The organism is Caballeronia sp. ATUFL_F2_KS9A (assembly GCF_023630765.1).
Taxonomy (GTDB): domain Bacteria; phylum Pseudomonadota; class Gammaproteobacteria; order Burkholderiales; family Burkholderiaceae; genus Caballeronia; species Caballeronia zhejiangensis.
This window is the reverse complement of sequence record NZ_JALQEK010000029.1, coordinates 96,941-123,093: the sequence shown is the minus strand read 5'-3', so window position 1 is coordinate 123,093 and position 26,153 is coordinate 96,941. Positions and strand designations below refer to the sequence as shown.

The window sequence follows — 26,153 nt, the reverse complement described above, 5'->3', positions numbered from 1 at the left end:
CGAACGCTCGCCGGTTTTTTGAATGCTAAATGCCTGCTTCGACGGTCCGCAGATGATCGAACAGCAGCCGGCTCACGGGCGATAGCGCATCCGAATCGCGCACGACGATCACGAGGCTGCGCGCTGCCCAGTCGTCGTCGAGCGCGACGGCCGCGAGTCCGAGCTGACGACCCATCGCTTCGAAGACCTGCATCGGCAGCACGCCGACGCCCATGCCCGCCTGCACCATGCGGCACACGGCGTCGAAACCGGGAACGTGGATGCGCAACCGCAGTGCGCGCCCCGCCTGACGCGCCGCGAGATGCGTGCGCTGGTTGATCGAACTCGCCGAATGCAGCCCGATGTGATCGAAGTCGAGCGTCTGCGCGAATGCGATGCTCGCGCGCTTCGCCAGCGGATGATCGCCGGGCATGACGAGCGCGAGCCGGTCGTGCCGGTAATGCGCGGTTTCGAGGCCGCGCGTGTCGGCGTCGCCGGAACAGATGCCCAGGTCGACGAGACTGTCCGCGACGCCTTCCACGATGCCGCCGCTCGGGCGCTCCTCGAGATCGATCTTGATCTGCTCGTGCACGGACGAAAACGCGCGCAAGTCTTCCGGCAGGAATTCGACGATCGCCGAGAGATTCGCCATCATCCGCACGTAGCCGCGGACGCCGCTCGCATGTTCCGCGAGTTCGATGCCGATGTTCTCGACATCGCGCAGCACGCGCCGCGCGTGATGAAGCAGCGTTTCGCCCGCCGGCGTCAGCGCCATGCCGCGCGCCTTGCGTTCGAACAGCGCGGCGCCGACGGCCTGCTCCAGTTCGAGCAGACGCTTGCTCGCCGCCGACACCGCGATCGCCTCGCGTTCCGCCGCGCGCGTGAGCGTGCCTTCCTCGAACACCGCGAGAAAGAGTTGCAGCGTCGTGAGATCGAGACGCCGAAGGAGATTGCGGGTAGCCATCAGCGCGCGTATTTGAAGGTGCCTTGCGCGCTCGCGATCATCACGCGATCGTCGACCCACGCTTCGCCGCGTGCAAAATAGACGGAGCGTCCCTGACGTTCGAGAAAGCCTTTTGCGACGACCTTGTCGCCGATGCCGCGATCGAGATAGTTCACGGTCAGCGAAAGAGTGAAGCCGTGCACAGGCGCGGCGCCGGTCGGAAAGAGACCGGCGTAGCCGCAAGCGGCGTCGAGCAGCGTGGCGATCGCGCCGCCTTGCAGGATGCGCTGCCGGTTCAGATGCCCGGCGTGTATCGGCATCGTGAATTCGGCGTAGCCCGCGCGCCATTCCGTGAGCGTCGCGCCGAGCGCTTCGAGAAACGGATTGTCCAGATCCAGGTTCGCCACCTTTGCTCCTGATTGCCTGCGTTGCGGCGATTGTGCCATCGGCGGCCAGGCGCTGCCGGGCGGCACGAACCTGTTTTCCGGACATCCAGAATGGAAAAACCCGCACGCGGCGGGTTCGATTTACGCAGTTCCGATTTACAAACCGACCGGACCGCGTTCTGTTTGGCAACGCACACAAAAATTCGCTATATGCGTTTCATGAGGTTCCGTCATGAATCGCATGGCGCATCTTTGTGCGCGTAAATATGCGTCGTGACAAAGCGTCTCACGAACGCAACACACTGCATTAAAGGGCGTCAGTTATATCCGCGAATGACGCAGGAGTTTTTTTCCTCATCGGTCTTGCCGAAACGTCCGCAAATCTCTGCGATATATTCGGGTTCCGCCGATACCTGACTCGAACGATGCGACACCGGAACGCTCGTGTCGTGCGGCAGCTCGCCGTCGTCGATCCAGGCGTAGAAATGCGCGCTCGTATTGGCTTCCATGTTTTGTCTCCTATCTATGAAGCGCGAAAAAAGCGTTTTGACAGATTCAGAATGCACTCATCGAAAGCGGCTGGCCCTAGTGGATTTCATTAATGGACGAAGCCCGCCAGCCTGACGATGATGATAAGAATGCCCGTTCGCAACGCAAATCCGAACCGGTTCCAATCCGCCTGTCTGTTTCGTAGCGAAAAAAATGCCCGGTGCATGACCGGGCAGACTTGAATCATCGATTATGGAAAGCGGCGTTGGCAGTCTTCTATCAGTTATACGACATTCTTTTCGACGATCGGCCGGCCTTCCAGCACGCGAGTCCAGTCGAGCGGCGATAAATCGAGCGTTTCGTAACGCCCGCGCAAAATCAGTTCGCTGACGCCGCGCCCTGTTGCCGGGCCTTGTTGCAGGCCGTGTCCGCTGAACCCGTTCGCGAAGATGCAATTATCGACATCCGGATGATGGCCGATGATCGCGTTCTGATCGAGCACGTTGTATTCGTAATAGCCGGACCAGCAACGCTCGACGCGCAGCGCCTCGAACGCCGGCACGCGATGCGCGAGCGTCGGCCAGATCACGTCGTCGAAGAGCGCGTGATCGACTTCGTCGAGCGGCAGGTCGTCGGGATCGTTGTCCGCCGAGGGCGACGTGCCGCAAATATACGTGCGCCCTTCAGGACGGAAATAGACGCCCGTGGGATCGATCAGCAACGGCGCGCGTTCGAGCGTCGCCGGCGACGACACATTGAAGATGCTGCGCCGACGCGCGAACACCGGAATGTCGATGCCGAGCATCGCCGCGACCGGACGCGACCACGCACCCGCCGCGTTCACGACGACATCGCATGGATACGTTTCGCCGTTGGCCGCGCGCACGGCGTTCGCACGCCGTCCTTCGCGTTCGATGCCGACGACTTCCGTGGTCACGTAACGCGCGCCGAGCGCCTGCGCCTTGCGACGCAGCGCCTGCACGAGACCGTAGCCGTCGAACCAGCCTTCGCCGCTCTCGCCGAACGCGCCCGCCGCGAGATCGTCCGTGTTGAGCCACGGAAAACGCGCGCGCAGTTGCGCGGCGTCGAGCAGGCTGATGTCCGCGCCGAGCGCTCGCTGCAACGCGTGGTTTTGGCGCAGCGTCGACGCGCCCGCCGCCGTCGCCAGAAAGAGATAACCGCCTTCGTGCAGATCGATCGACGGGCGCTCGCCGTTCACTTCGAGCCGCTCGCCGATCGAACGCAGGAAGTCGATGCCGAAGAGCGACATGCGTACCGAAAGCGGCGTCGAGAACTGCTGCCGGATCGAGGCCGCCGACAGCGCCGACGACGAACGCGCGTAAGTCGGGTCGCGCTCGATCACGGTGACGTGCACGGTCGGGTCCGATGCGCGCAGAAAGTACGCGACCGAGCTGCCGATCACGCCGCCACCTACGATGACAACGCTCGAACTCACGTTGGCCTCAGCTCAGATTGAAGTCGATGCCCTGCGCGAGCGGCAATTCCGACGAGTAGTTGATCGTGTTGGTCGCGCGGCGCATGTAGGCTTTCCAAGCATCCGAGCCCGATTCGCGGCCGCCGCCGGTTTCCTTCTCGCCGCCGAATGCACCGCCGATTTCCGCGCCGCTCGGCCCGATGTTCACGTTCGCGATGCCGCAGTCGCTGCCCGATGCGGACAGAAAGCGCTCGGCCTCGCGCAGATCGGTGGTGAACGCGCACGACGACAATCCGTGCGCGGCGGCGTTGTTCGCGGCGATGGCTTCGTCGAAATCCGTGTAGCGCATCACGTAGAGAATCGGCGCGAAGGTCTCCTTCAGCACGACCTCCGTCTGCGACGGCATTTCGACCAGCGCCGGGCGCACGTAGTAGCCGTTTTCGTGGCCCTTCACGGTCACGCGCTCGCCGCCCGTCACCTTGCCGCCTTCGCCCTTCGCCTGTTCGAGCGCGTCCTGCATGCGCGCGAACGCCTGCACGTCGATGAGCGGGCCCATCAGCACGCCCTGCTCCAACGGATTGCCGACGGGCACTTTGGCGTAGAGATCTTTCAGACGCGCGACGGTTTCGTCGTAAATGCTTTCGTGCACGAAAAGACGCCGCAGCGACGTACAGCGCTGCCCTGCCGTGCCGACCGCCGAGAACAGGATGCCGCGCAGCGCGAGATCGCGATTGGCCGTCTGCGACACGATGCCCGCGTTATTGCCGCCGAGTTCGAGGATCGAGCGGCCGAAGCGTTCCGCGACCGCGACGCCGACCTTGCGGCCCATTTCCGTGCTGCCCGTCGCGCTGACGATGTCCGAGCGCTTGTCCGCGACGAGCGCCGCGCCGACCTCGCGCCCGCCGATGACGACCGACGCGAGGCCCGCAGGCGCCGCGCCGAATTCATCGATGGCATCGCGCAGGATGCGGTCGACGGCGAGCGCGGTGAGCGGCGTTTTCTCCGATGGCTTCCACACGACCGCGTTGCCGCACACGAGGGCGAGCGCCGCGTTCCACGACCACACCGCGACCGGGAAATTGAACGCCGAGATGATCGTGCACACGCCGAACGGATGCCACGTCTCCGCCATGCGATGACCCGGCCGCTCCGACGCGATCGTCAGGCCGTACAACTGGCGCGAGAGACCGACGGCGAAATCGCAGATGTCGATCATTTCCTGAACTTCGCCCAAGCCTTCCTGGAGAATCTTGCCCGCTTCGAGCGACACGAGCCGGCCGAGCGCCTCCTTCTTCTCGCGCAGCCGATTGCCGAGCAGGCGCACGAGTTCGCCGCGGCGCGGCGCGGGCACGTTGCGCCACGAGGCGAACGCGGTGCGGGCGGCGGCGAGCGCGGCGTCGACGTCGGCGGTGGTGTTCTGCTTCACGCGGCCGATGACTTCGCCCGTGATCGGGGAAGTGACGGCGATATCGCCATCGGTGACGAGGCTCGCGATGCCGAGGTCGGAAAGAATCGATTGTGCATTCACGATGAAAGTCCTTGCGAAGCGGGTTCGTTCGTCGGAGCAAAAGTTTCTGATAAGAAACTTTCGGAAGTCAGGAGACTATACGCGCTGCCGATGGCGCTCACAACAGCCGTCAATATTAGGGTTGTCACCAGATGCGGGCCGTTCGCCGCCGTTTTGCGCGATGTTATTATCGGAAACAAAGCGCTCCCACACGTTCCCATGTCCAGCCCCGGCACCAAGAATTCGCCCGAACAATCCGCGTCCGATCTCGGTGCCCGCGTGAAACGCGCGCGGCTCGCGCACGACCTGACGCTCGAAACCGCAAGCCGCATGTGCGGCGTGTCGCGCTCGGCGCTGTCGAAAATCGAGAACGGGCTGATGTCGCCGACCTTCGACGTGCTTCAGAAAATCGTGCGCGGCCTGCAGATCGATCTCGCCGAACTCTTCGGCACCGCGCCCGCGTCGAATGCGAGCGGCCGGCGCGCGCTCACGCGCCGCAACGAAGGACAGCGCCACGCGTATCGCGGCTATCAGATGGAATTGCTCGCCACCGAACTCGCGCACAAGGCGATGCTGCCGTTTCGCATCCGCATTTCGGCGCACACGCTCGATGCGTTCGACGACTGGGGCCGTCACGAAGGCGAGGAGTTTCTTTACGTGATCAGCGGCAGCGTGTGCCTCTATTCCGAACTCTACGCGCCGACGCATCTGCATGCCGGCGACAGCATCTACTTCGACAGCCGCACCGGCCACGCGGCGATTTCGACGAGCGACGAAGACGCCGAAGTGCTGTGGATGGCCACAGGCGGCGTGCCGGCGCCCTCATCCGCGCGCGATGCCGTGGACGCTGGCTGACGCGTTCATCGCAGGAAAAGAGGCATCGGCATTTCGTTCGGGCCGACGGTGAAGGTGCAGACCTCGTGGATATCGGCGGGATTCGTCACGAGTTGCGCGGTGAAGTTCGCCGTCAGCATCGACACGACGAGACGCATTTCCACCGCCGCCAGACAGTGGCAAATTCGGACACGATCGGATCGAGTGGAGTAGGCATTTCAAATTCTCGTTTCATGATGAAAACGATGATAATGCAGGCGTTTTCCCCGCGTCCCCTCGTCCATTCGGGCTAATCCAGCATCAGCCTGCACTGACAGCCTTCCCCTCCACCTTCGCCGCCGACCGCTTGAAATAGGGCGAACTCAACGTCGCCGCGCCCATGTCCGACGCCGCTTCCAGCAGCGCGGGCGCGAGCTCCTTCAGACGCGCCTCCGGCAAACGGCTCGTCGGCCCGGCGAGGCTCACGACGCCCACGACGACGCCCGTCACCGGATGATGAATCGGCGCGGCCATCGACGTCATGCCGGCCTCGTACGTCTCGCTCGCGATGCCGTAGCCGCGTTTGCGCGCCGCCTGCAGATCGGCGAGAAACTGCTGGATCGTCTTCGGCGCCTTCGGTCCGCCCGAGCCGGGCTTGCCGAGCCCGCCCTGCTTCGACACGAGTTCGAGCGCCTCCTCATCGGAAAGCGACGACAGCCACGCCTGTCCGCTCGCCGTGCAATGCAAGGGCGGCTGGCTGCCCATGTCCGGGTCGTAGCGCAGCCCCGACTTCGCGCCCTGCGCCTTGCCGACGAACGTAATGTGATCGTCCTCGACGACGCCCAGCCGCGCCAGTTCGCCGGATTGCGCCGCGAGCCGGTCGAGCACGGGCTGCGACACGTCGAGTACGCCGCCCGTCGACAGATAGATGAGCGCGAGCGACACGAGCTTGAGCGCGAGCATGTATTCGCCGTGATCCTCGTCCTGCCGCACGTACCCTTCGTCGATCAGCATCGCGAGCAGGCGATGCGTGCCGCTGCGAGGAATATTGAGCGTGTCGGCGATGGCGGCGAGTTGCATCCGCCCGCCGTTTTTCGCCAGCAATTCGATGATCGACAACGCCCGCTCCAGATTTCCCGCCATCTTTCAGTCTCTCGAAGTTCCGATGATTCGGAATGAGAACACGATTCCACCTCGGAATTCAACCGGCGTATGTTTCCTCCAGCCATGCAATCGTCGCCTCGCGCAGACGTTTTGCACGCGTGAGCGCGCTCGCCGATTTCGCCCATTCGTTCATCGGCACTTCGAGCGAGAGCGGAAGATCGTCGGGCAACGCGCGCAGAATGCCCGCGAGATCGAGGCCGCCCTCGCCCGGAATCATCCGCTCGGCGCGCGCCTGATACAGCAACGTTTCGAGATCGCTCGGGCGCTCGGCGGGCGCGTCGCAGAACTGCACGTAACCGAACCATTCGCGCGGCAATTCGCGCAGCGTTCGCGTCGACGATCCCGTGCGGTCGAAATGGATCGGATCCACGATGAGGCCCGTATTCGCGCGCTGCGCCGCTTTCACAATGCGCGCGCCCTGCACGATGTCTTTCGCGTCGGTCCAGGGCATCGGTTCGAGCGACGGCGACAGGCCATACGGCTTCGCGAGATCGCACAGCGCGGCGAGCCGCTCGGCCGTGCGGGCCTCGTCGGGATCGTTGCCCGCGACGAGCACGTAGCGCGCGCCCAGCTCGGCGGCGGTTGCGAGCATCGGTTCGTAATCGGCGACGTTCGTGTCGGGCTTGAGGCGCAGGATTTCGGCATCCAGCACGCCGATGCCGGTATCGCGCAAAGCCGCGAGCGTCTCGCGTTTCAGCGGCGTCGCGCCGACGATCTCGTGGCGCACTTCCGTATCGGTCGCGGGCACGAGGCGCAGGCCGACGAAGTCGTAGCCCGCCTGCGCGGCGCACTCGACCATCTGCGGCGGCGTCAGTTCGAGGATCGTCAGCGCGGACAGAGATAGCTTGCGTCGTGACATCGACAATCTCCGGTTAGCGCAGCGGCGAGAACGGCGCGGGCACGTAGATGGTCGATTCCATCGTCGTCAGATGCGCCGGTCCGCCCTTCGGCGGCCAGATGCCGTCCTTCACGGCTTCCGCGCGAATCCGCGAGCGCTCGTCCACGCTCTTGTACGGCCAGATGTTGAGAAAGCGCGGCACGGTGCCGTCGAGCGCGTACATCGCGCCGATGAGCGGCGAGCGTTTCGTGCGCTCAGGCACGGCGTTCTGCCATGCGTCGATCGTGTGTTGCAGGCTCGCGAGCTTCGTGCCGTAGACGCGCATCTCGTAGATGCCGCCGTGCACGGCCGGCTCGATCGGCGGCAGGAAGGGAAAGAGCGCGTAGCTGTTCACTTCGACATCGGTGATGAACTCGCCGCAGCCGAACGGATTGCCTTCGAGCAGCAAGCGCCGGCGTTCCCCGATCAGCGCCGCTTCGGATTCGAAGCCGCGCAGCACCATGACCTTGCCGAGCGCGCCGATATCCGAATACCAGCAGCCGAGCAGCTTCGAGCCGGACGCATCGCCGCTTGCCTTGATGTTTTCGAAGACCTGCGCGTTCGCGCCGATCTTCACCGTCAACGTGACCGTGTCGTACAGAGTCATTGCAGAGTCCTTGCCTGATGGAAGTTGGAGAGATTCGTGATGCTGTCCTCGCGCGCCGGTTCGGCCAGTTCGAGGCCCGCGAGATAGCCGAAGGTCATCGCTGGGCCGAGCGTGATGCCGCCTGCGGGATAGTGGCCGCCCATCATGCTCGCGGCGTCGTTGCCGACCGCGTAGAGGCCGGGAATCGGCGCGCGCATGTCGTCGAGAACACGCGAGCGCGCATCCGTCGATAAACCCGCGAACGTGCCGAGGCTGCCCGGCACGATCTTCACCGCGTGAAAAGGCCCATCGACGATCGGCGCGAGACACGGATTCGGCTTGTGCGATGCATCGCCCTGAACGCGGTTATACGGCGTCGAGCCTTTGTGGAACTGCGGATCGAAGCCGTCTTTCGCGTAGCCGTTGTACGTGGCCACGGTATCGGCGAGGCCGCGCGCATCGATGCCGCATTGCTGCGCCAGCGCTTCGAGCGTCGGCGCGGACTTGAGATATCCCGAGCGTTCGTAAGGCCGCAGCGGAAACGGAAACGGCTTCGCGAAACCGAGGCCGTATCGGCGCTGAAACCGGTGATCGCAGACGAGCCACGCGCACGTCTCTTCGCCCGGCGACGTCGTGCCGATGAGCGCGGAGATGAAGTCGTAATACGACGACGCCTCGTTCGTGAAGCGCCTGCCCGCGCGCGTGACGGCGATCAGACCCGGCTTCGCGCGCTCGATCAGATGCGGAAACGCGACTTCGCGTCCCGTGGATTTCGGCACGAGCGACACCGGCGCCCACGCGGCGGGCGCTTCGAGCGACGCGTCGAAATGCGCGCCCGCCGCTTCGCCCAGGCGAATGCCATCGCCGGTATTGCTCTTGGGCGCGGCGGACCAGTGCGGCATCACGGGAAACGTTTCGGTCTGCCGCTTCGCGTCGTGCGGATAACCGCCGCACGCGAGCACGACGCCGCGCCGCGCGCGCACGTCGTGCATGACGCCATCGATCTCGACGCGCGCCCCCGTCACGCGATTCGCCTCGCGCGTCAGCGATACCGCCTTCGCCCGCGTGCGCAGATCGACGCCGCGATCCGCCGCCGACTTGAGCAGCCGCGCGACGAGCGCATTGCCGTTCACCAGATGCATCGAGCGCCGATAACGCAGCATGTGCCACGCAAACGCGGCGAAACGCTTCGCGACGTGCCACGCCGACTTCGCGCTGCGCGTCGCGTTCAGGAAGTGCGCGAGGTCTTGTCCCGACGCGATCGCCATGCCCTTGATCGTTACTTCGGCGAGCGGCGGACGCAGCTTGTCGATGAGCGGGCCGAGCTCGCGTCCGTCGAACGGCATCGCGCAGACCGAGCGGCCGCCCGTCGCCGCGCCTTGCGTCGTGTGGAAATCGGGGATGCGGTTGCCGTCGATGAAACGCATCGACGTATTGCGCTCGAAGAATTCGATCATGCGCGGACCGTGCTCGATGAGCGCATCGGCTTTCGCGGCATCGAAATGCGCGCCGAGTTCGCTCTTCAGATACGTGCGCGGCGCGCTTTCATCCTCGACGATGCCCGCGCGCGTCGCGAGCGGATTGCGCGGAATCCACATCCAGCCGCCCGACCACGCGGTCGTGCCGCCGAACACGTCTTCCTTCTCGCAGACGAGCACGGACTGGCCGCGCGTGGCCGCCGTGACCGCGGTCGACAAGCCGCCCGCGCCGGAGCCGAGCACGAGGACGTCGCATTCGAGAATCGGTTCGAGCTTCATTTGGCGTGCGCGTGCATTGAAAGATCGACCGGAAAATCGAGCGCTTCGTCCTGCTTCGGTTGCTTCGCGCGCGACGTCGCGTGGCGCGCCGCGAGATAGCCGAACGCGAGACCGGGTCCGAGCGTGATGCCGGGGCCGGGATACACGCCGCCCATCACCGATTGCGCATCGTTGCCGCAGGCATAGAGGCCGACGATCGGCCGGTCGTCGCGGTCGAGCACGCGCGCGTCGGTATCGATAACGAGGCCGGTCGCCGCGCCGATATCGCCCGGATAGAGCCGCACCGCATAGAACGGCGCCTGGCCGATCGGACCGAGGCACTTGTTCGGGCCGGTCCAGTTGGCGTCGCCGTTGGCGTTCTGATAATCGGTCGTGCCGCGCTGGAAATCCGCGTCGACGCCGGTTTGCGCGTAGCGATTCATGCGCGCGACGCTATCGGCGAGACCGGCCTTGTCGATATCGAGCTTGTCCGCCAGTTCGTCGAGCGTCTTGCCTTCGACGAGATAGCCATCGGCGAGAAACGGCGCGAGTCCCTTGCCGCCCGGACGCACCATGCCAAGGCCGTACTTGCGCAATCCTTCGGAGTCCGTGACGAGATAGGCGGGCACGGCGGGCGTCGTCTTGTTCGCCGTCTGCATCGCAATCCCGAACAGGTGATACGACGTGTTTTCGTTGAGAAACCGCCTGCCGGACTTGTCGACGGTCATCATGCCGGGCTTGCCGCGATCCATGATGAAGTGCGGAAACACGGCGGTCGTACCGTCGGCGCGCTTGCGCACGGAGACCGGCGCCCAGAACGCGTTCGACAGCGCGCCAACGCCGAAGCGCGCGCCCGCCGCGAGCGCGAGATCCTGCGCGTTCCCGCTGTGGCCGGGCGCGCCGGGACACCACGCCGCATCGGCGCCCGGCAGCATCTCGGCGCGCCGCATCGGATGACGATTGAATCCGCCGCTCGCGAGAATCACGCCGCCCTTCACGTTGACGCGCCGACGCTCGTTGATCTGGCTCAGCGTCACGGCTTCGATGCCATTCGCGCCCGCGTGCAAAGCCTCCACCTTCGTGCTCGTCAGCACGGTCACGCCGCGCTGAAGCAGCGAGTAAAGCAGACGCCCGATCAGCGCGTTGCCCATCACGAGACGCGTGCCGCGCGGCGAGCTCATGCGGTCGCGTGCATGACGCGCGAGCAGTTTCGCCGCGTGCCTGAACGATGCCAACGACTTCGTCATGTTCAAAAGATGCCCGACGTCGTCGCGGTCGACCATCATGCCGCCGAGCACGGTGAATTCGGGAATCGGCGGACGAATCAGCGAGAACGCGCGGCCGAGCTTGCGGCCGTCGAACGGCAGCGGCTCCAGCGCGCGGCCTCGCAAGGTCGAGCCTTCGATTTCCGACAGATAGTCCGGATGGAACGGCCGCGCGCGATATTTGACATCGGAGTTCGCTTCGATGTGCGCGACGGCCTTCGGGCCGGCGTCGAGGAACGCGCGGCGCATCGCGGCGCTGCTGCGCTCGCCGACCGCGCGATTCAGAAAGCCTTCGGCATTCGCGGACGAATCGTCGCGATTGACGCTCGCCGCGTGCTTCGACGCGGGAATCCACGTCGTGCCCGCCGAGTACGCGGTCGTTCCGCCGACGTATTCGGTGCTCTCGACGAGCAGCACCCGCGCGCCATCGACCGCCGCCACCAGCGCCGCCGACATGCCCGCGCCGCCCGCGCCGACCACGATTACATCGAAGGTCTCGTTCTGTTCCAGTTTGTCCAGTGTCTCCGCCATGTGCGCGCTTCCTGTAGAACTCTCTTTGATATTGGAATACTATTCCACAAACGCGACGTAAGCCAAGTTCTTTTTGAGACGATGGAGAAACGGTATGCGAGTGCTGGTTACAGGCGGAAGCGGCTTTCTGGCAGCGTGGGTCATGCGGCGGCTGCTCGCGCGCGGCATGGATGTGCGCGCATTCGATGTCCGCGAGGACGCGCGCCTTCTGTACGCGCTCGCGCCCGAACGCGCCGGTGACGTGCAATGGCGGATCGGGGATATCGGCGAGGCGCGCGATGTGGCGAACGCGCTCGACGGCTGCGATGCCGTCGTACATCTCGCGGGCGTGCTTACGCCCGCGTGCGCCGCCGATCCTGTGCGCGGCGCGCGCATCGATCTGATCGGCACGCTGAACGTGTTCGATGCGGCCATCGCGTGCAATTTGCGCTCGGTGCTTTACGCGAGCAGCGCGGGCGTCTTCGGCCCCGACGATGGCGCGACGCCCTTTCCGCTGACGCACTACGGCGCGTTCAAACTCGCGTGCGAAGGCTCGGCGCGGGCGTACTGGCACGATCATGGAATCGCGAGCATCGGATTCCGGCCGCTCGTCGTGTACGGCGCCGGACGCGAGACCGGTTCGAGCGCGGGTCCGAGTCTCGCGTGCCGTGCGGCCGCGCGCGGCGAGCCGTACACGATTCCCTTCACGGGCGCGACCGGCCTCGTCTACGCCGATGACGTCGCCGCCGCCTACGAACTCGCGCTCGTGACCGCGTTCGACGGCGCGCACGCGTTCACGCTCGCAGGCGACATCACGCCGATGCAAAGCGTGATCTCGACGCTCGAGCGCATCGCGCCCGGCGCGCGCATCGACGCAGAAGGCGCGCCGTTGCCCATCGCGACATCCTTTCCCGACGATCCCGCGCTCTCCCGATCGCTGCCCGGCCTTCCGAAAACGCCGCTGATCGACGGATTGCGGCAAACCGTGGCGTTCTATCGATAGATGAAGCGGGTCTTGGCACCGCCTGTTCCTTGGGGCACGATCGCCTCTTCAGGAACACGGTGCCAGCATGCAAAAAACGACACTGCTCAAAGGCATCCTGCCGATCAGCCGCGCCGCCGCGTGGCGCGACGCGCTCGCGGGCATCTCGCTCGCATCGATGGACATTCCGCAAGTGCTCGGCTATGCGCGCATCGCCGGCATGCCCGCGGTGACGGGCCTCTACACCGCGTTCCTGCCGCTCATCGCGTTTGCGCTGTTCGGGGCGTCGCGGCATCTGGTCGTCGCGGCCGATTCGGCGACCGCGACGATCTTCGCGAGCAAGGTTTCGTCGATGGCCGCGATGGGCAGCCCGCAATACGTCGCGCTGGCGGGCATGGTCGCGTTGCAGACGGCCGCGCTGCTCCTCGTCGCGCGGCTTTTCAAACTCGGCTTTCTCGCCGATTTCCTGTCGCGCACGGTGCTCACCGGTTTTCTCGCGGGCGTCGGCGTACAGGTGTCGATCGCGATGCTCGGCGATCTCTTCGGCATGACGGTGCCGTATCCGTCCTCGCGCAGTCTCGCCCAGCTTGCTTACGTGCTCGGTCATCTCGTGCACGCGCACGGACCGACGCTCGTGCTCGCGCTGGCCGTGGTCGTCGCGATTCTCGGCTGCAAGCGTTTCGCGCCGCGCCTGCCGATGCCGCTCATCGCGGTAATCGGCAGCATCGCCGCGAGCAAGGCGTTCGATTTCGCCGCGCACGGCATCTCGGTGCTCGGTCCGGTCGATGGCGGCCTGCCCGCGATCCGTTTTCCCGACATCACCTGGCAGCAATCGCTCGACCTCGTGCCGGTCGCGCTGTCGTGCTTCGTGATGATCATCGCGCAGAGCGCCGCCGCGGCGCGGGTCTTCGCGCAGCAGTATCGCGAGGACGTCGATACCAACAGCGACATCCTCGGTCTGGCCGCGGCGAACGCGGCGGCGGCCGTGAGCGGCACGTTCGTCGTCAACGGCAGTCCGACACAGACCGCAATGGCCGACCGCGCCGGCACGCGCAGCCAGTTCGGACAGCTCGTGTTCGCGGCAGTCGTCGCCGTCGTGCTGCTCTTCTTGAGCGGCTATCTGCGCTATCTGCCGCATTGCGTGCTGGCGGGCATCGTGTTCACGATCGCGATCGGGCTCATCAACGTGCAAAGCCTGAAGGACATTCGCGCGGAAAGCCCCGGCGAGTTCGCGCTCGCGCTCATCACGGCGGCTGCGGTGGTCATGGTGGGCGTCGAGCACGGCATTCTGCTCGCGGTGGCGTTATCGCTGCTGCGGCACGTGCGCCACAGCTATCATCCGCACACGATGGTGCTCACGCCCGTCGCGCCCGGCAAACCGTGGCAGTACGAGCCGACGAAGCCCGCCGCGATGACCGCGCCGCACCTGATCGTCTATCGCTTCGGCGCAGATCTGTTCTATGCGAACGATCACTTCTTCGCGTCCGAAGTGACGAATCTCGTCGATACGGCGCCGGACGAGTTGCGCCATTTTGTCGTCGATGCCGGCGCGATCACGGACCTCGATTATTCGGCGGCCCGCACCATCGGCGAACTGGTCGAAACGCTGCGCGCACGCGGCGTCGTCGTGATATTCGGACGCGTGAACCGCTTCCTGCGCAGCGACATGGACCGGCACGGACTGACGCCCGCGCTCGGCGCATCGAACGTGTACGACACACTTCACGAAGCGCTGGCAGCGGCTGGCGCAAGTCCGGGCGCGCACGAGCCGAACGTTCTCTGAATGCGCGTTGGCATCCGTCTGTCTGCCGGCGTTTTTTGGTGGTCGCGACTCGGGAAGACCGTTAGTTGCCTTCCTTCAAGTAGCAATTTTGTTGAATAGCATTCCATTTTCAACTAGCATTCAGCGAGTGCGGTCACACTATTTTCCGATCACGGATCAGGAGGCAATCGAGGCATGGCGCAGGACACTTCTTTTTCCGCATCGCTCGATGCGGGCTTGAGCGGCGCGACGCGCGTCTATTTCATCGTCGGCGATCCGATCGCGCAGGTACGCTCGCCTTCCGGCGTAACAGCGGCGCTGCGTGCGGCGGGACGCGATGCAATCGTGATTCCGGCGCACGTCGCGCCCGAAGATCTCGGCGCGTTTTTCGCGGGCATCGCGCCGCTGCGCAATTGCGACGGCGTGATCGTCACCGTCCCGCACAAGTTCAGCGCGACCGAATACTGCCGTTCGCTGACCGATGAAGGCGCGTTCCTCGGCGCGGTCAACATGCTGAAGCGCAATGCCGACGGCACCTGGCACGGCGGCGCGTCGGACGGCATCGGCATGGTGGCGGCGTTGAGAGATGCGGGCTGCGACCCGAAGGGCAAACGCGCGCTGCTGATCGGTGCGGGCGGCGCGGGTTCGGCGATCGGCCACGCGCTCGTCGATGCGGGCGTGGCCTCGCTCGCGATCCGCGATTTCGACGCCGCGCGCACCGGCGCCCTCGCCTCGCGCCTCGCTGCGCTGGGGCGCGGCGCGGTGAGCGTCGCCGACGATTCGGCTGCCGAAACCTACGATCTCATCGTGAATGCGTCGCCGGCGGGCATGCGTCCGGGCGACCCGCTGCCGATCGACGTCTCGCGCCTGCCACCGACGACCTTCGTCGGCGATGTCGTGACCAAGCCGCCGGTCACGCCTTTCATCGAGGCCGCCCGCGCGCGAGGCTGCACGACCGTCACCGGCACGCAGATGTTCGGGCGCGTGTGCGATGCGATCGTCGCGTATCTATTGAAGGGGTGAATCGCGGGACCGTTTGCCGTGCGAGGAATCGGAGCAATCTGGTTCAATCGCGAAACACGATCAGTCAACATTCCCGCCGCGCATTCGCGTCCCTCGCGAAGCGCGCCGGCTTGCAAGCTCCGGAACGAATCGGCGAGCGCCGCCCTTTAGAAGGCGGCGTTTTTCTGCGCCACGTTCCCGCCACGCCGGCGCTAGCGGCCGATTCCACAAGACTCGTGCGCTCGCATCGAGGGCAATGGAAGCAAGAGGCTGGAATGAACTCGGATCGAAAAACAATTCAACGCGTTGCGCGAGCTGGCTTCGCGGCCATCGCATGTGCCGTTCTCGCGGCGTGCGCATCGGGACCGGGCGCATCGGCGCCGCTGCCGGCTGACGGCACGCTCGCGACCGGCCGCATTGTCGGCAAACAGTATTTGACGACTGTGTCGACGAACACGGCTTCTTCTTCCGGACCGACCGTCGGCGTGGGCGGCGGCGGCATCGGCGGCAATGGATGGAACGGCGTGGGCGGCGGCGCAGGCCTGAGCTTCGACCTGACGAACCTGTTCCAGAAGGCCCCGGAACAGACCGCGAAAATCTACCGCTACAGTGTGCAGATGAAGGACGGCTCGAAGCGCGATATCGACAGCCCGCTCGATCTCAACGAGGGTGCCTGCGTGACGACGATCGACTCCAGCCAGCCCGGCTACCCGAGACTGACGGGCGCGGACGCCTGCTGATCTTCCGGCGCCGCTCGTCCGATGAGCCGCCCCGACACCGCCGCGGCGACGCGCCTGATAACCGGGGCCCAATCGCCCGGTTCGCGCTGACGAATGAGCCGCACCGAGTCGTACCACGGCTGCGTCTCGTCTTCACCCCAACACCAATGCGACGCGCGATCGATCATCGCCAGCACCGGCTTGCCGAGCGCGCCGGCGAGATGCAGCGGCGAACTGTCGATGGTCACGAGCACATCCAGCGCGCTGACGAACGCGGCGGAATCATGAAACTGCTCGCGATAGTCGGGCACGCCGGCGATACGCGCGCCCGCCGAACGCATTGCGGCAATATCGTCTTCGCGGCCCGGCGCAACGGGATGGAACGTGACGTTCGGCAGGCTCCAGAGCGGCGCGAGCGCTTCGACGGGAATGCTGCGCTGGGCGTCGCGACGATGCGTCGGGCTGCCCGCCCACACGAGACCGACGCGCAACGCATGGGTGCCGTCCGATGCGAGTTCGCGCCGCCACGCGTCGATGCGCTCAGGCGCGGCGTGAAGATACGCGCGGCCCTCGACGTGATGCGGCAACAGACCGATCCAGACAGGCAGGCTCATCATGCCGACGGTGTAATCGACCGTGCCGAAGTCGTGCGCTTCGATCTGCACGCAGTCCGGCACGAACCGCCGCACCAGCGGATACAGCGCCGAACGCACCGCCAATAGCGCCGCGCCGCCGTTTCTTCGCACGCCCTCCGCGAATTGCGGAAAGTACCGCACGAATTGAATGTCGTCGCCCAGGCCGAGTTCGCTGTAAACCACGACGCGCTTGCCGTCGAGCGGCTGCCCGCGCCAGCCCGGCGCGAGCCGCTCCATGCGCGCGACGACGCCGTTGTCGCCCTGTTCCGATGTGCGGCGATCGAAGCGCATCCAGCCGCTGCGCCACGCGCCGCGCCGCAATTCGAGGTCGGCGAGATCGACGGCGAGCCAGGCCGCATCGGGCGTCTGCGAGAGCGCCAGACGGTACATCGCTTCCGCTTCGCCGTAGCGCGACTGCTCGTTGAGGTACATGGCGATTGCGCCGGTCACGTGACCATTGTCCGGATGATGCCGCGCGGCCTCGCGCATGATCGCTTCCGCCGATACGCTGTCGTGACGCAGCCAATAGCAATGACTCAGTTGCCAGCGAAGCTCGTAGTCTCTCGGGAATCGTTCCAGTGCTTCGACGCAGAAACGTTCGAGCGCGAGCCAGTCGCCCGAGCGGCGGATGTCGAGCGCGACGGCCAGCGCGTGGGCCGCATCGGACAAAGAGAGCGGAGGTGCGAATGAATCGGAATACATGAATGACTGCAATAGAACGGTGTTTGAAACGCGTGCTGAGTTTATATGAATCGAGGTTCATAGGAATACCGAAAAGCACGAGATAAATCCGAAAATAGCAATGCCGGATCGTTTAATCTGCATATCGAACTATCTTCAGGTCATGCTGAAATGCAGTGATTCGAATCGGCGATTGTGTGCGGCGCGGCGCTTTGCCATACTGAGTTCATTCGCCCTGTCTCCTCAAGCGTCCGCACTCGACTAACGAGCCCACAAGCGGACGCTCTCGCCGCCTCCCCGGGCGGCGTTTTTTTGCATGCGGCCTATTACCTCTGGCGTAATTGTCCGGCTCACTTTCTCCTGCGACGATGCACTCACACTGTTCATCGACGAGGAGACGGAAATGCCTGCAAAGCACTCACGCCCAGGTTTCATCGCGACCGCAGACGGCGTCGAATTGTTCTATCGCGACTGGCATCCGCAAGGCACGCCGGGCAACGGCAGGACGATCGTCTTCGTTCCGAGCTATTCGCTGCCAGGCGACATGTGGGCCTATCAAATGCTGTCGCTCACGCGACAGGGCTTTCGCTGCGTCACCTACGACCGGCGCGGCCACGGACGATCGAGCGATCCGGGCGGCGGCTACGACTACGACACGCTTGCGGACGATCTCGCCGCACTCATCGATGCGCTCGATCTGTCGGACGTGACGCTCGTCGGCTATTCGATGGGCGGCGCCGAAGCCGTGCGCTATCTGACGCGTCACGGCAGCACGCGCGTTGCGCGCCTCGCGTTGATCGCTTCGACCTTGCCGATGCTCGCGAAGACGCCGGACAATCCCGACGGCATCGACCGCGACTACAACGATGCCTTCCTGCACGACTTGACGACGGACTATCCGCAATGGCTGGCCGACAACGCGCGTCCCTTCGCCGGGCCGGGCGCGTCCCAGGCCATGATCGACTGGATTCGGGAAATGGCATTGCGCACGTCGCATCAGGCGCTTTTCGCGTGCAACGAAACCGTCAATCGCGGCGATTTCCGCAACGAGTTGCGCGACATCGACGTCCCGACGCTCATCGTGCAAGGCGATCGCGACGAATCGAATCCGCTCGAACTGACTTCGCAGCGCACGGCGCGCCTGATTCCGAACGCGCGGCTCGTCGTCTATGAAGGCGCGCCGCACGGCATCTTTCTGAGCGACGCGGCGCGGCTGACGGCGGATATCGGCGCGTTTGCGTCGGCGTAGCGATTGCCGCTCTGTTGCGGCGGCTTAATAACAGGCTCGGCGTTTGTCGGATAAGCGCTGAGTCCTGACGCGTTTGAAAACACTCATAACAATAGACTCTGGAAGAATCCCGGCACACCATAGCACTGCGAACCGACATTCCACCGCGCGGCTCTGCAATCGCCGCGCAATCCGCCCCACGTCCACCGGAGTCCATCGCAATGATCTTCCACGCCTCCATTCCCGCCCACGATCCGAAACACGTCGCGCAAGTGCTCGCCGAACTGTGGGATGGCTTCGCCGCGCCCTTCTCGCCCTTTCCCGGCGCGTGGATGGCGGTCGCCGGCGACGATCGCGGCAGCATCATCGAGGTCTATCCGAGCGATCAGGTCATCACGCCGGGCGGCGGTCACGAGGAAAGCGTCAGCTATGGCGCGGACACGGTGAAGCGCCCGCAGTACAGCGCGTTCCACATGGCCATCGCGACGAAGCTGAACGCAGAGGAAGTCATCGCGATCGGCGAACGCGAAGGCTGGCGTGCGGTGCGCTGCACGCGCGGCGACAACTTCTTCCACGTCATCGAATTCTGGATCGAGAACTCGACGATGCTCGAATTCCTCACACCCGACATGCAGGCCGAATATCTCGCCTTCGCGACGCCGGAAAACTTCAAGGCGATGGCCGCGGCTGCGGCCTGACGCTCAATTGCCGCGCCGCAGCCCGAAAAACAGCGCGGCGCCGCTCGCGAAGAGCAGCAACGAAAGCAGATGCACGGCGAGATCCATGCTGCCCGTCGAGGTGCGGATCTGGCCGATCACCCACGGACTCACGATCCCGCTCGTGATGCCGATACTGCTGATGAAAGCGATGCCCGCCGCCGCGCTCCTGCCCGGCAGATGGCTGGCGGGCACGGCCCAGAAGATCGGCAGCGCGGCGAAAATCAGCGTCGCGGCGAGCGAGAGAATCGCGAGCATCAGCGGGAAGCTCGGAAAATGCAGCGTGAGGGCCGCGAGCGCGATGCCGCCGCCGATCGTGCAGCACGCGAAGTGCTTGCGCCGCTCGGCGACGCGATCCGAATGGCGCGCGATCAGAATCAGACCCACCGCGCCGATCGCGTTCGGCACGACGGTGTAGAGGCTGACCGACATGACATCGGTGATGCCGAAGTCGCGGATCATCAGCGGCATCCAGAAGCTCAGCGTCAGCGACGCGCACGTCAGCGAGAAATAGATGAACGCGAAGAGATAGACGCGCGGATTGCGCAGCGCATCGAGCATGCCGCTGTTATCGTGCTTCTCGTGATGGCCGGTCGCGCAGAGTGCCGTGAGCCGATCCTGCTCCGTTTGCGTGAGCCATTGCGCATCGCGCGGCGTGTCCACCAGCAGGCGCAACGCGACAAGACCGAGCAGCACCGCGGGCGCGCCCTCGATCGCGAACATCCACTGCCAGCCGTGCAGGCCCATCACGCCGGCCATGTCGCGCATGATCCAGCCGGACACGAGTCCGCCGAACACGCCCGCGACGGCCACGCCCGCGAAGAACACCGACATCACGCCCGCCCGCCGTTTCGCCGGAAACCAGTACGTCAGATAAAGCACGATGCCCGGAAAGAAACCCGCTTCGAACACGCCGAGCAGAAAGCGCAGCAGATAGAAATGGCCGGGCGTCGATACGAACATCATTCCGACCGACGCCGCGCCCCACAGCAGCATGATCCGCGTGAACGTGCGGCGCGCGCCGAACTTCGCGAGCAGCAGATTGCTCGGCACTTCGAAAAGCACGTAGCCGACATAAAACACGGCGGCGCCGAGGCCGTACATTGCATCGGAGAAGCCGAGATCGTGCTTCATCTGCAATTGCGCGAAGCCGATGTTGATGCGGTCCAGAAACGACACGACGTAGCACAGGAACAGAAACGGAATGATGCGCCACGCGATTTTGCGGAACAGCGCGTCGTCCGATTGGGCGTGCGCATCCGCGACGGCGCTGGGCTCAAGCGCCGCCGTGCTGATCGACTTCGACATGTCTCGCTCCAGATGGGCGTAATGAGGCCGGCGTCTTGCGCGCGCCTTTTGCCTTGAGAGAGGGAGAAGCGGCGCGTCAGTGCGCGCCGCAAGAAACGGCGGTCAGTCCTGCAATGCGGCCCACATTTCCTGGTCGCGCTGGGCCGTCCAGATACGCGGATGCTTGATGCCGCTCGCTTCGTCGTAAGCGCGCGAGACGTCGAACGGCAGGCAGTGCTCGTAGATGAAGACGTGACCGAATTTCGGATCCATCGCCTTGCGCGTCAGCGCCATCGATCCCTTCAGGTCGAGTTTCTCGGCGACGGCCTCGCGGCCCGCCTGCAAGAGCGTCGTGACGAAGTCCTTCGTGTAATCGAGGCCCTTGTCGACTTCCGCCGGCGAGAGCAGCGCCGGGCCGCGTCCCGGCACGAGTTTGTCGGCCTTCAGCGCGCGCAGCGCTTCGAGCGTCGCGGGCCATTCTTCGAGTTGGGCATCGCCGCAATAGCAGGCGGCGTCGTACTCGACGAGATCGCCCGAAAACAGCACTTTCTGCGACGGCAGCCAGACGACCGTATCGCCCTTCGTGTGACCCGCGCCGAGATGCGCGATCTTCACTTCGAGCTTGCCGAGATACAGCGTGATTTCCTTCTCGAAGACGAGCGTCGGCCACGTCAGGCCCGGCACCGTCTCGACACCGGCGAAAAGGCGCGGAAAGCGCTCGATCTCCGATTTCATGTCCTGCTCGCCGCGCTCGACGATCATTTCATACGTGCCGCGGCTCGCGATGACCTGCTGCGCGCCTTCCGCGAAATACGCCGACGCGCCGAGCACGCGCACCGCGTGATAGTGCGACAGCACGATGTACTTGATCGGCTTGTCGGTGACGCTGCGGATTTTCGCGATGAGATCCTGCGCCATTGCGGGCGTGGCGGTCGTATCGACGATGAGCACGCCGTCGTCGCCGATGATCACGCCCGAGTTGGGATCGCCTTCCGCCGTGTACGCGTACGCGTTCTCGGAGAGTTGCGTGAACGTGATCTTCTTCTCTTCCAGATCGGCCTGCGATGCGAATGCTTTTGCCATGGTCGTGTCTCGCTTCCATTCTCGTGGGGATGGGTGGATGATCGGCGTGATGCCGTTGTTTGTCAACAGCAAGCATACTTGCTATTTGCAAATTACGGGTAAGTACCGAATCGCTTCATCGGATGATTCCTGCTCGGCTAACATCTGCGGTTCGTTCATCCTTTATAGATCGCGGAGTGCTTTTGGCTCGTTCCGAAATCGGCGAAGAAAAGAAACAGCGCGGCATCCAGAGCGTCGAAGTCGGCGCGCGTCTGCTCGATGCGCTCGCCGCGCGCCGCGAGCCGCTTGCGTTGAGCGCGCTGGCCGAAGCGGCCGAACTGTCGACCGCGCAGGCCCACACGTACCTCGTGAGCTTGACGCGGCTCGGCCTCGTCAAGCGCGACGCGCTCACCGGCAATTACGAGCCGGGGCCGCTCTCGCTCAGGCTCGGCCTGTTGAATCTCGAGCATCAGCCGGCGTATCGGGCCGCCGCGCCGCGCGTGTCGGCGCTGGCGCTCGCGACCGGCATGAGCGTCGCGGTGAGCGTCGCCGGGCCGCAAGGGCCGACGATCGTGCGCTATGAGCGCGGCGGCTATCCGCTGCATGTGAATCTGCACGTGGGCACGGTGATGTCGCTCTCGGCGACGTCCACGGGCCGCGTGTTCCGCGCGTTCGACGACGACACCCGCGTCGCCGCGATGCTCGCGCATCAGGGCGAAGCCGATGCGCCGGAGATGGCCGCGTGCATCGAAGCGATTCGCGCGCGCGGCATCGAACGCAGCGTCGATGCGCCGAGTCCCGGCGTGAGCAGCATGAGCGTGCCGGTGTTCGACGGCGCGCATCGGATGCAGCTCGCACTGACGGCGATCGGACCGACCGGCCTCGTCGACGTCGCGTGGGACGGCCCGCTCGCGCACGCGCTGAAGGATGCCGCGCGCGACATTTCCGGACTGCTTTCATGACGATCTTCGACGAGGACACGAAGCCGCAGCGCGGCATCAACGCGCTCGACGCGACCGGCGATCTGCTGCGCGCGCTGGTCGCCGCCGGCGAGCCGCTCACGCTGCGCGACCTCGCGGCCGCGGCCGGCATGCCGCCCGCGAAGGCGTTCGCGCATCTGGTGAGTCTGGTGAAGGTCGGCCTGCTCGCGCGCGACGACGCCGGGTTATTCCACGCCGGCCCGCTGAGCCGCGAGCTCGGGCTGATCGCGCTGCAGCGCCTTTCGCCGATCCGCGATGCCGAAGCCGAGATCGTCGCGCTCGCCGCGAGCACGTCGATGACGGTCGCCGCCGCCGCGCTCGGACCGCTCGGCCCGACCGTGATCCGGCTGGAGGAATCGGCGCGGCCGCAGCATGTGAGCTTGCGCGTCGGCACGGTGATGTCGCTCGTCAACACCGCGATCGGGCGGGTGTACGCCGCGCACCTTCCCGCCGACATGCTCGCGAGCCTGATGACGCAGGACGCCATCCGCCTCGCGGGCGCGCAAGCGGCTGCGGGAAGCGACGCCGCGTATCGCGCACGGCTCGACGACATCCGCGAACGCGGCCTCGATACGGCGCTCGGCGCGCCGGTGCCCGGCATCCATACGCTGGCCGCGCCCGTGTTCGATCACACCGGCAGCGTGTGCCTCGTGATCGCGTTGATCGGTTCGTCGGGGGGCTTCGACAGCGCCGCGGACGGCCCGCTCGCCCGCGCGCTGCTTTCCGCGACGCGGCGCCTTTCGTGGCGTTTCGGTCTGATGGACGCGAGCTAGCCGCCCTTGACCATCTCCGTGCCGGTCACGCGGATCGCGGGGAAACGGTCGGTCGGCTTCGCGATCTCGTCCTGCGATGCGACGATCTCCAGTTCGTAACGCCCGGCATCGTACGTTGCCTTGACGACGGCATTGACCGCCGCGAGCGTGTGCTCGAGCGCGGTGCGCAGCGAGTCGCCCTGCAAGGTGCGCGCGACGAAGACCGCGCTCGTCAGATCGCCGACGCCCACCGGCTGGCGCGCGAACGGATACAGCGGGCGCTGCGCGAACCACGCCTCGCCGGGCGTGACGGCGAGCATATTGAAGGTGTCGGCGCGGCTGTTGCGATCGAGCAGATGCTTCACCAGCACGATGCGCGGCCCGCGCGCGATCACTTCGCGGCATGCGTCGACGGCTTCCTCGACCGTCTCGATCGGACGCCCGACGAGCTTTTCCAGCTCGACGTGATTGGGCATGATCGCATCGGCGATTCCGGGCATCGTCGTAACGAGGAAATCCTCGATGCCGGCCGCGACCGTGCAGCCGCCCGTCTGACCCATGACCGGATCGCAAAAATAAAGCGCGCGCGGATTCACCGCCTTCACCATCTTCACGATTTCGACGACCGCGCGGCCCTGCTCCGGCGCGCCGAGATAACCGGAGAGCACCGCGTTGCAGCGCCCGAGCACACCGATCGCGCCGATGCCTTCGATGACGTTCTGCAATTCGTCGGCATCGAAGGCGCTGCCTGTCCAGCGGCCGTACTGCGTGTGATTGGAAAACTGCACGGTGTTGAGCGGCCAGACGTTCACGCCGAGTCGCCGCATGGGAAAAACCGCCGCGCTGTTGCCCGCATGGCCGAACACCACATGCGATTGAATGCTCAGGACGTTGTTCATGTTCTGCTTTCCCGATTGATCGTGTCCGGTCGGATGAAACGTCGAAACGCTCGTCGCGCGCCAGCGCCGTGCAGCGCAACGCAACGCAACGCGACGATGGTTTCGGAAAGCACGCCCGCGGACGCCGTGCGCGGGCAGTGCAACCTTCATATTGTGCCGTGCCTCGACGCACTGCGGCATGGCGTGCCCGTTATAAATTGCGCGGACGCGTTTTGTCGAGCGATGCGATCGACAGGAAGTCCAAAGGTCGCGCGTCTGCAACACCGCAGCACGCTCGTGCGCGTTCGGCACACGCATTGCTCGATGCGGACGGCGAAACGGTCCGCATCGCCCGGCGAAAAAAACGGGCGACTTCAGCACACGAATTCGAATGCGCGCCGGATAATGCTCCATCGACAGATACCAACAAAAGCATACGAGGACGCACACACGGCAAGACATCGAACATCAATCGTCGCAGGTCAAATCAGGAGGCTGACATGGAGATGCTGGCTAAGAATCGCACCGATTTGCAGAAGTCGACCCTCGCAATCGTCCTCGCCGGCGGGCGCGGCACCCGGCTCGGTCCGCTCACCGACAAGCGCGTGAAGCCGGCCGTCCACTTCGGCGGCAAGTACCGCATCATCGACTTCGCGCTGTCCAACTGCCTCAATTCCGGCATCCGCCGCATCGCGGTCGTCACGCAATACAAGGCGCATTCGCTCATCCGCCATCTGCAGCGCGGCTGGGGTTTCCTGCGCGGCGAGTTCAACGAGTTCATCGATATCTGGCCGGCGCAGCAGCGCGTGGATTCGAGCTGGTATCGCGGCACCGCCGACGCGGTCTATCAGAACCTCGATATCGTCCGCTCGATCGGGCCGGAGTTCGTCATCGTGCTGGCGGGCGATCACATCTACAAGATGGATTACACGCGCATGGTGCTCGACCATGTGGAAAGCGGCGCGGACTGCACGGTCGGCTGCATCGAGGTGCCGCGCATGGATGCGGTCGCGTTCGGCGTGATGCACGTCGATGAAAACCGCCGCGTCACCGATTTCCTGGAAAAGCCCGCCGATCCGCCCGCGATGCCCGGCAAGCCCGACATCGCGCTCGCGAGCATGGGCATCTACGTGTTCAGCGCGAAGTATTTGTATGACCTGCTGCAGGAAAACATCGAGACGTCGAACACGGATCACGATTTCGGCAAGGACATCATTCCGCGCGTCGTGACGACCGGCAAGGCGATCGCGCATCCGTTCAGCATGTCGTGCGTGACGTCGAGCAGCGATCCGGAAGCGCCCGCGTACTGGCGCGATGTCGGCACCGTCGATGCGTACTGGTCCGCGAATCTCGATCTCGCATCGACGATTCCGGAGCTCGATTTGTACGACCGCAAATGGCCGATCTGGACGAATCAGGAGCAGTTGCCGCCCGGCAAGTTCGTACGCGACCTGAACGGGCAGCAAGGCGCGATCACCAATCTGCTCGTGTGCGGCGGCTGCGTGATCTCGGGATCGCAGGTGTCGAAGTCGGTGTTTTCGTCGGCGGTGCGGGTCCACTCGTTCTGTAACATCAATGAGGCAGTCTTGTTGCCGCAAGTGACCATCGGGCCGAGTTGCCGTTTGCAGAAGGTCGTGATCGACCGCGGCTGCACGGTGCCCGAAGGTCTCGTGGTCGGCGAGGATCCGGACGACGATGCCGCGCGTTTCTTCCGCACGGAGTCCGGCGTCACGCTCATTACACGCGACGCGCTGGCGCGGCTCGGACAGCGTTAGACGC

Annotated in this window: 23 protein-coding genes and 1 pseudogene; 9 read left to right on the top strand and 15 right to left on the bottom strand. The window is 65.0% G+C overall.

Annotation, left to right across the window (positions count from 1 at the left end; all coding sequences use genetic code 11):
* Positions 1 to 25: 25 nt before the first annotated feature.
* The 5 genes from NCS67_RS16240 to amaB all read right to left on the bottom strand — a co-directional run bounded on the left by NCS67_RS16240 (position 26) and on the right by amaB (position 4,760).
* Positions 26 to 943 (bottom strand): LysR family transcriptional regulator, encoded by a 918-nt coding sequence (locus NCS67_RS16240; protein WP_008353454.1) that lies wholly within the window; start codon positions 941 to 943, stop codon positions 26 to 28.
* Complete coding sequence (locus tag NCS67_RS16235) at positions 943 to 1,329, bottom strand: PaaI family thioesterase (RefSeq protein ID WP_008353455.1); 387 nt, start codon at positions 1,327 to 1,329, stop codon at positions 943 to 945. Before NCS67_RS16235 ends, NCS67_RS16240 begins: the two co-directional genes overlap by 1 nt.
* Before the next feature lie 296 nt (positions 1,330 to 1,625).
* Positions 1,626 to 1,817, bottom strand: a complete 192-nt coding sequence (locus NCS67_RS16230) for a hypothetical protein (protein WP_175979298.1) — start codon at positions 1,815 to 1,817, stop codon at positions 1,626 to 1,628.
* Between the two features lie 263 nt (positions 1,818 to 2,080).
* Entirely contained in the window at positions 2,081 to 3,253 is a 1,173-nt protein-coding gene (locus NCS67_RS16225; RefSeq protein WP_250435719.1) for an NAD(P)/FAD-dependent oxidoreductase, read from the bottom strand.
* Positions 3,254 to 3,260: 7 nt separating this feature from the next.
* Positions 3,261 to 4,760 (bottom strand): L-piperidine-6-carboxylate dehydrogenase, encoded by a 1,500-nt coding sequence (gene amaB / locus NCS67_RS16220; protein WP_033536131.1) that lies wholly within the window; start codon positions 4,758 to 4,760, stop codon positions 3,261 to 3,263.
* 198 nt (positions 4,761 to 4,958) lie between these two features.
* Between amaB and NCS67_RS16215 the strand changes: the two genes are divergently transcribed.
* Positions 4,959 to 5,594 carry a helix-turn-helix domain-containing protein gene (locus NCS67_RS16215; protein ID WP_250435718.1) on the top strand — a complete coding sequence of 212 codons (636 nt, stop codon included), beginning with the start codon at positions 4,959 to 4,961 and terminating at the stop codon, positions 5,592 to 5,594.
* Positions 5,595 to 5,599: 5 nt separating this feature from the next.
* Here NCS67_RS16215 and NCS67_RS31895 read toward each other — a convergent pair whose 3' ends face one another.
* The 6 genes from NCS67_RS31895 to NCS67_RS16190 form a co-directional block, all read right to left on the bottom strand.
* The gene (locus NCS67_RS31895; protein WP_284504103.1) at positions 5,600 to 5,731 is read right to left on the bottom strand and encodes a hypothetical protein; all 132 of its coding nucleotides are present in this window, start codon (positions 5,729 to 5,731) and stop codon (positions 5,600 to 5,602) included.
* 142 nt (positions 5,732 to 5,873) lie between these two features.
* Positions 5,874 to 6,695 carry an IclR family transcriptional regulator gene (locus NCS67_RS16210; protein WP_175979296.1) on the bottom strand — a complete coding sequence of 274 codons (822 nt, stop codon included), beginning with the start codon at positions 6,693 to 6,695 and terminating at the stop codon, positions 5,874 to 5,876.
* Between the two features lie 58 nt (positions 6,696 to 6,753).
* Positions 6,754 to 7,575 (bottom strand): sugar phosphate isomerase/epimerase family protein, encoded by an 822-nt coding sequence (locus NCS67_RS16205; RefSeq protein ID WP_008353465.1) that lies wholly within the window; start codon positions 7,573 to 7,575, stop codon positions 6,754 to 6,756.
* 13 nt (positions 7,576 to 7,588) lie between these two features.
* Positions 7,589 to 8,200 carry an NIPSNAP family protein gene (locus NCS67_RS16200; protein ID WP_250435717.1) on the bottom strand — a complete coding sequence of 204 codons (612 nt, stop codon included), beginning with the start codon at positions 8,198 to 8,200 and terminating at the stop codon, positions 7,589 to 7,591.
* Complete coding sequence (locus tag NCS67_RS16195) at positions 8,197 to 9,936, bottom strand: FAD-dependent oxidoreductase (RefSeq protein ID WP_250435716.1); 1,740 nt, start codon at positions 9,934 to 9,936, stop codon at positions 8,197 to 8,199. The genes NCS67_RS16200 and NCS67_RS16195 overlap by 4 nt, the downstream gene beginning before the upstream one ends.
* The gene (locus NCS67_RS16190; RefSeq protein WP_250435714.1) at positions 9,933 to 11,711 is read right to left on the bottom strand and encodes an FAD-dependent oxidoreductase; all 1,779 of its coding nucleotides are present in this window, start codon (positions 11,709 to 11,711) and stop codon (positions 9,933 to 9,935) included. Before NCS67_RS16190 ends, NCS67_RS16195 begins: the two co-directional genes overlap by 4 nt.
* A gap of 94 nt (positions 11,712 to 11,805) precedes the next feature.
* Here NCS67_RS16190 and NCS67_RS16185 point away from each other — a divergent pair, with 94 nt between their 5' ends.
* From NCS67_RS16185 to NCS67_RS16170, 4 genes are all read left to right on the top strand, one after another.
* Positions 11,806 to 12,693 carry an NAD-dependent epimerase/dehydratase family protein gene (locus tag NCS67_RS16185; RefSeq protein ID WP_250435712.1) on the top strand — a complete coding sequence of 296 codons (888 nt, stop codon included), beginning with the start codon at positions 11,806 to 11,808 and terminating at the stop codon, positions 12,691 to 12,693.
* Between the two features lie 67 nt (positions 12,694 to 12,760).
* Entirely contained in the window at positions 12,761 to 14,455 is a 1,695-nt protein-coding gene (locus NCS67_RS16180) for a SulP family inorganic anion transporter (protein ID WP_250435710.1), read from the top strand.
* Between the two features lie 174 nt (positions 14,456 to 14,629).
* Positions 14,630 to 15,457 carry a shikimate dehydrogenase family protein gene (locus NCS67_RS16175; protein WP_008353472.1) on the top strand — a complete coding sequence of 276 codons (828 nt, stop codon included), beginning with the start codon at positions 14,630 to 14,632 and terminating at the stop codon, positions 15,455 to 15,457.
* A 254-nt stretch (positions 15,458 to 15,711) separates the two neighbouring features.
* Positions 15,712 to 16,176: a hypothetical protein gene (locus NCS67_RS16170; protein WP_175979289.1), complete on the top strand. Its 465-nt coding sequence runs from the start codon at positions 15,712 to 15,714 to the stop codon at positions 16,174 to 16,176.
* Here NCS67_RS16170 and NCS67_RS16165 read toward each other — a convergent pair.
* Positions 16,143 to 17,492 carry a hypothetical protein gene (locus NCS67_RS16165; protein WP_250435709.1) on the bottom strand — a complete coding sequence of 450 codons (1,350 nt, stop codon included), beginning with the start codon at positions 17,490 to 17,492 and terminating at the stop codon, positions 16,143 to 16,145. The two genes, NCS67_RS16170 and NCS67_RS16165, sit on opposite strands and share 34 nt — an antisense overlap.
* A 382-nt stretch (positions 17,493 to 17,874) precedes the next feature.
* On the opposite strand from NCS67_RS16165, the gene NCS67_RS16160 reads away from it, so the two are divergent.
* Together NCS67_RS16160 and NCS67_RS16155 are read left to right on the top strand one after the other, a co-directional pair.
* Positions 17,875 to 18,720 carry an alpha/beta fold hydrolase gene (locus NCS67_RS16160; RefSeq protein ID WP_250435708.1) on the top strand — a complete coding sequence of 282 codons (846 nt, stop codon included), beginning with the start codon at positions 17,875 to 17,877 and terminating at the stop codon, positions 18,718 to 18,720.
* Positions 18,721 to 18,920: 200 nt separating this feature from the next.
* Positions 18,921 to 19,397: a hypothetical protein gene (locus NCS67_RS16155; RefSeq protein WP_175979286.1), complete on the top strand. Its 477-nt coding sequence runs from the start codon at positions 18,921 to 18,923 to the stop codon at positions 19,395 to 19,397.
* Positions 19,398 to 19,400: 3 nt separating this feature from the next.
* Here the strand turns inward: NCS67_RS16155 and NCS67_RS16150 are convergent, their stop codons facing one another.
* Together NCS67_RS16150 and NCS67_RS16145 are read right to left on the bottom strand one after the other, a co-directional pair.
* Complete coding sequence (locus NCS67_RS16150) at positions 19,401 to 20,723, bottom strand: MFS transporter (RefSeq protein WP_250435707.1); 1,323 nt, start codon at positions 20,721 to 20,723, stop codon at positions 19,401 to 19,403.
* Between the two features lie 102 nt (positions 20,724 to 20,825).
* Positions 20,826 to 21,785 (bottom strand): MBL fold metallo-hydrolase, encoded by a 960-nt coding sequence (locus tag NCS67_RS16145; RefSeq protein WP_008353481.1) that lies wholly within the window; start codon positions 21,783 to 21,785, stop codon positions 20,826 to 20,828.
* Positions 21,786 to 21,907: 122 nt separating this feature from the next.
* Here NCS67_RS16145 and NCS67_RS16140 point away from each other — a divergent pair.
* Positions 21,908 to 23,517, top strand: a pseudogene (locus tag NCS67_RS16140) (IclR family transcriptional regulator).
* Here NCS67_RS16140 and pdxY read toward each other — a convergent pair.
* On the bottom strand, positions 23,514 to 24,395 hold the full coding sequence (pdxY, locus tag NCS67_RS16135; protein ID WP_033536161.1) for a pyridoxal kinase PdxY: 882 nt from the start codon (positions 24,393 to 24,395) through the stop codon (positions 23,514 to 23,516). The pseudogene NCS67_RS16140 and the gene pdxY overlap by 4 nt on opposite strands.
* 479 nt (positions 24,396 to 24,874) lie before the next feature.
* Here pdxY and glgC point away from each other — a divergent pair, with 479 nt between their 5' ends.
* Positions 24,875 to 26,149, top strand: a complete 1,275-nt coding sequence (gene glgC / locus NCS67_RS16130) for a glucose-1-phosphate adenylyltransferase (protein ID WP_008353483.1) — start codon at positions 24,875 to 24,877, stop codon at positions 26,147 to 26,149.
* The last annotated feature ends 4 nt before the right edge of the window (positions 26,150 to 26,153 follow it).